This window comes from Microcystis sp. M53602_WE12 (assembly GCF_030065455.1).
GTDB lineage: Bacteria > Cyanobacteriota > Cyanobacteriia > Cyanobacteriales > Microcystaceae > Microcystis > Microcystis aeruginosa.
In genome coordinates, this window is the sequence record NZ_JASJFB010000753.1 from 1 (window position 1) to 4,875 (window position 4,875).

Annotated in this window: 4 protein-coding genes and 2 pseudogenes; 2 read left to right on the top strand and 4 right to left on the bottom strand. The window is 43.8% G+C overall.

The window, feature by feature from the left end:
* The coding region (psaB, locus tag PX482_RS23285; protein ID WP_288123090.1) for a photosystem I core protein PsaB at nucleotides 1-1,708 on the top strand (1,708 nt) is incomplete at its 5' end.
* Between the two features lie 230 nt (nucleotides 1,709-1,938).
* Nucleotides 1,939-2,385, top strand: a pseudogene (locus tag PX482_RS23290) (DUF29 domain-containing protein); the annotation flags it as partial.
* Between the two features lie 39 nt (nucleotides 2,386-2,424).
* Here the strand turns inward: PX482_RS23290 and PX482_RS23295 are convergent.
* The 4 genes and pseudogenes from PX482_RS23295 to PX482_RS23310 all read right to left on the bottom strand — a co-directional run bounded on the left by PX482_RS23295 (nucleotide 2,425) and on the right by PX482_RS23310 (nucleotide 4,412).
* Nucleotides 2,425-2,658, bottom strand: a pseudogene (locus tag PX482_RS23295) (type II toxin-antitoxin system RelE/ParE family toxin).
* Between the two features lie 58 nt (nucleotides 2,659-2,716).
* On the bottom strand, nucleotides 2,717-2,965 hold the full coding sequence (locus PX482_RS23300) for a hypothetical protein (protein ID WP_045362883.1): 249 nt from the start codon (nucleotides 2,963-2,965) through the stop codon (nucleotides 2,717-2,719).
* Between the two features lie 134 nt (nucleotides 2,966-3,099).
* Complete coding sequence (locus PX482_RS23305) at nucleotides 3,100-3,357, bottom strand: hypothetical protein (RefSeq protein WP_190381719.1); 258 nt, start codon at nucleotides 3,355-3,357, stop codon at nucleotides 3,100-3,102.
* Entirely contained in the window at nucleotides 3,354-4,412 is a 1,059-nt protein-coding gene (locus PX482_RS23310) for an AAA family ATPase (protein ID WP_288123091.1), read from the bottom strand. Before PX482_RS23310 ends, PX482_RS23305 begins: the two co-directional genes overlap by 4 nt.
* Nucleotides 4,413-4,875 lie beyond the last annotated feature (463 nt).

Consider the following 4,875-nt stretch of genomic DNA (forward strand, 5'->3'; position numbering starts at 1 on the left):
AAACGCTGAATCTCGCCTGAACCACCACCTCGCCGCTCTGTTCGGTGTTAGCTCTCTGGCTTGGACCGGACACCTCGTTCACGTTGCTATCCCCGAATCCCGCGGTCAGCACGTTGGTTGGGACAACTTCCTCTCCACTCCTCCCCACCCGGCGGGTTTACTACCCTTCTTCACCGGTAACTGGGGTGTGTATGCAGAAAACCCCGATACTGCTAACCACATTTTCGGTACTGCCCAAGGCGCGGGAACTGCGATCCTCACCTTCTTAGGTGGTTTCCATCCCCAAACCGAGTCCCTCTGGTTAACCGATATGGCTCACCACCACTTGGCGATCGCTGTGATCTTCATTGTGGCTGGTCATATGTACCGCACCAACTGGGGCATCGGTCACAGCATCAAGGACATCCTTAATGCACACAGACCCCCCAGTGGTAAGTTAGGAGCCGGTCACAAAAATCTTTATGACACGGTTAACAACTCTCTCCACTTCCAACTCGGTTTGGCTCTCGCTTCTTTAGGCGTGATCACCTCTCTGGTGGCGCAGCATATGTACGCGCTACCCCCTTATGCCTTTATCGCTAAGGACTACACTACCCAAGCGGCTCTTTATACGCACCACCAATACATCGCTGGTTTCCTAGCGGTGGGTGCTTTCGCCCACGGTGCTATCTTCTTCGTGCGTGACTATGATCCCGAAGCGAACAAAGATAACGTGCTGGCGCGGATGCTGGAGCATAAAGAAGCGATCATCTCTCACCTAAGCTGGGTTTCCCTTTTCTTAGGTTTCCACACCCTCGGCCTCTACGTTCATAACGATGTGGTCGTCGCTTTCGGTACTCCCGAAAAACAAATCCTGATCGAACCTGTGTTCGCTCAATTCGTGCAAGCAGCTTCGGGTAAAACCCTGTACGGCATGAACGTACTGTTGTCTAACCCCGATAGTATCGCTTACACCGCCTATCCCAACTACGGTGATGTTTGGTTACCCGGTTGGCTAGACGCAATCAATAGCGGCACTAACTCCTTATTCTTAACCATCGGTCCTGGCGACTTCCTCGTTCACCATGCGATCGCTCTTGGTTTACACACCACCGTTCTAATCCTGGTTAAAGGTGCTTTAGACGCTCGTGGTTCCAAATTAATGCCCGATAAAAAAGACTTCGGGTATTCCTTCCCTTGCGACGGTCCCGGCCGTGGCGGTACTTGCGACATCTCTGCTTGGGATTCCTTCTACTTAGCCATGTTCTGGATGTTGAACACCCTGGGTTGGTTAACCTTCTACTGGCACTGGAAACACCTCGGTGTCTGGTCGGGTAACGTGGCTCAGTTTAACGAAAACTCCACCTACCTGATGGGCTGGTTCCGCGATTACCTCTGGGCTAACTCGGCTCAGTTAATCAACGGTTACAATCCCTACGGTGTTAATAACCTTTCTGTCTGGGCCTGGATGTTCCTCTTTGGACACCTCGTTTGGGCAACCGGTTTCATGTTCCTGATCTCTTGGCGTGGTTACTGGCAAGAGTTGATCGAAACTATCGTTTGGGCCCACGAACGTACTCCTCTGGCGAACCTCGTTCGTTGGAAAGACAAACCCGTGGCTCTCTCGATCGTTCAGGCTCGTTTGGTTGGTTTAGCTCACTTCACCGTTGGCTATATCTTCACCTACGCCGCCTTCTTGATCGCTTCCACTGCCGGCAAGTTCGGCTAAACCTTGAATTAGGTGACTAAAAAACCCCCCGCCCATTGGTGGGGGGTTTTGTTTATGATCGATAATAAAAGCGCGGCTCAATCTCAAAAATCTATGCAGGTGGAAGAATTCGGCAATTCTCATTTTGAAACGATTTTGCGTTGTTTCAGCGATCTAGAGACTCGTTAAGAATTATTAACCCCTCTAGGTGCAAGGGTTTTAATGTCATGAAACCTTAAAATGAGAATTGCTGGGAAGAATTAAAACAACTTTATGATCAGGACTTTGTTTTGTGGATTGAGCGAACCACCGAACAAATTCGACGCGGGGAGATTAAAAATTTAGATTGGGAACATCTTTTAACGGAGATAGAAGATTTGGGGAGAGAACAAAGAAACAAAGTGGAAAGCTATCTAATTCAAACCGTTAAACATTTATTGATGTATCAGTATTGGCTGACTGAAAAAGGTAATTGTGGCCGGGGATGGGCCGATGAAATCGATAATTTCCGTCTAGAACTAGAAATTTTATTCCAGTCAAAAACCCTCTACAATTATGGGGCTTCTAGGCTAGATATTATTTATGATAAAGCCAAGCGATCGGTGATCAAAAAAACTGGTTTATCTTTGGATACGTTTCCGCAAGTTTGTCCTTATACCTTTGCAGAAATCATAGATTTTGACTTTTTACCAGTTTAGAATAGGAGAATTAAAGGCAAGAAAGAAAATTATCCTTATCTATAGCAATTCAGTATCTTGACGAAACGTAAAAATAATACGACAATCGTAAGCAACAGAAAAAGACCAATATCCTTCTAAACTTCCTGTTAACTTATGAGACTTTAAAGAAGGAAGAAAGGGATCAGCTTCTAATCAATCTAAGATACTCAATAACTTTTATTTAAGTTGAGGATTTTTCTTGATAAATTCTTTAAATGCTCTTTTAAAACTCTTGTCAGCAACTAATTTCATTTGATCTAAAATTAAGGGGAAATGAGTTATATTAATTTGCCAGTTGAGAATATGAGAATTAAATTACACTCCACGGTACACTCTGCATCCGAGTAGATTCTACCACCTTTGGATGAGGAGCGATCGGCTTAATTAATCTTCTCAGTTTTTGCTGCACATCTACAGGGTTAATGGCGCGGGGAAAAAGTCGGGAATGTGTTTCCGGTTGTTCAAGATGGAGGACAACCTGTAATTGTTTTCCCTGAAGAACTTTTCTGGCAAAATTTGCTTCGGATTTGTCAGAGGCATTAATCTTCGCTGGTAACATAAGTAGCTGGTTATAATTAAATTAAAAATGGATTTTAGGTTCGATCCCCCCTGTCCTCCTTGATAAGGTAGGGTTGATTCATGAATCAACCCTACCCTTGATAAGGGGGGTGTCTGATAATTTTTAACGCCTACCTACTTAGCCGCGATTGTATAGAGAACTTTTTCGGTAACTTCTTCGGCGAGATCTTGAGCTTTAGTACGACGTGACTGGCGATAATCTTTCACCTCAATTAACCAGATATCTTGTCGAGCAATCGCAATCAAATCAACCCCTTTAATTCCATCTAGCATTGTAGAGAACTGGTGACGATAAAAAGACCAATTATCGTATTTACTGACTTGCCACGAATCGGGAAAATCAAAGATTATGCCGTCCACTTCAACCCTCACCGTCTTTCTTCTCCCATACTTAAAAAGCGATCGGATTGAGCAAGCTCTTGATCAAGGGCTGTGATTTCACCGATTTCATCGCTTGTATTTCCTTGTTGAACGACTACAGCACCATCGGAGAAATGTAGGCCGAAAAAACGCTGATTCAGGGGAAAGTTATCTCGATCGCTCATTAAAATTTCCAGTTCTCGTAGTAAAAATAAACTATGGGTTGCCAGAAAGACTTGAATACCCGCATGACTAAGATTGACGATGCTCTTAGCGACTTCTCTGATCAAAATAGGGTTGAGATTCGCTTCTGGTTCATCCCAAAATAAAACACCTTTTTCCATTAACACACCAGTGGCGATTAGACGAGCTAACATCGCTAATTTACGATTTCCTTCGGCAACGAGAGGCATCTCGAATCGTCCACTTTCATTTTTTAGATAAAAACGCCCATTTTTATCTAACTCTAGCGAACCTCCCATCGCCGATTCGATCGGTTCCAATAACTTTTGAATGGGTTTTTCCTTATTGCCACGTTGCAAAGGAGCGCCGAGAAGTAAGCAAGTATCTCGCCAAGTTTCGTCAAATTCAAGATAATGACTTTCGTATAGAGATACAAAGTTTGGAAAAATTGTCAATAGCTCTCTAGTGGGAAAATAGGCAGAAGATACATCAAGCCAAGCCTCTGGAACTTCCTCTAGGGAGACTTCTGTTTTACTATTAGTTGCGAAACTGAAAGCAAAATTAAATCGACTATCTTGAAAGTGTAATTTTATATCACATCGTTCTCGTCCTTGTTTTCTGCGGGTGAGCCTTCCTAAATAATCGGGGCGAAATACATGAATCAGTTTATCGGCTAAACGAGTTTGCAATAACGTTTTTGTTGGCGTTCCGTTCGGAGATTTTCGCCCTTCTTCCCCACTGGTAGCGAGTGCCGAATAGACAATCTTGAGAAGATGAGTTTTGCCTGTTCCGTTTTCCCCGACAATGACATTCAGATTTTGGGAAAATTGCAGCTGTATTTCGGGAAAAACCGTCAAATTTTTAACTGTTAAGTTATTCAGCATTTCTGCGTGCCTAGAAAAGAGTCGCTCACTATACTTCTAAAATGCCCCCTTTCAAGATGATAGCTTTTAGGGGGCAAAGTGCGCTAGTATAACTCCCTTAGGACTTAGACAAAAAACGGGGTTTTCAAGATACGAAAACCCTAGCGCAAGTGCATCGGCTATTTTCCATCAGCTAAATTGTCTCAGTCTCTCTAAGATTTATAGTGGGGACTTTTAAAATGCGGAGGCAAGTTGAGGACACAGCCATCCCCAAGTCCCTTTTAGGGTTTGCTGTTCTATTTTAAGACCTCATCTTAATTATCAACTATTATAGTGCAAAGCCTAAACCTAACAAATAATCCCCCTTAACTTATTCAATTAAGGGGGAATGAGTTATACAAAAAGGCAATTTAACCGACGTTACTGGGTTCTTTTTCGGTTGAATGAGAGCGTTTTACTTTGCGTTTTAGGGTTGCACCTGCAC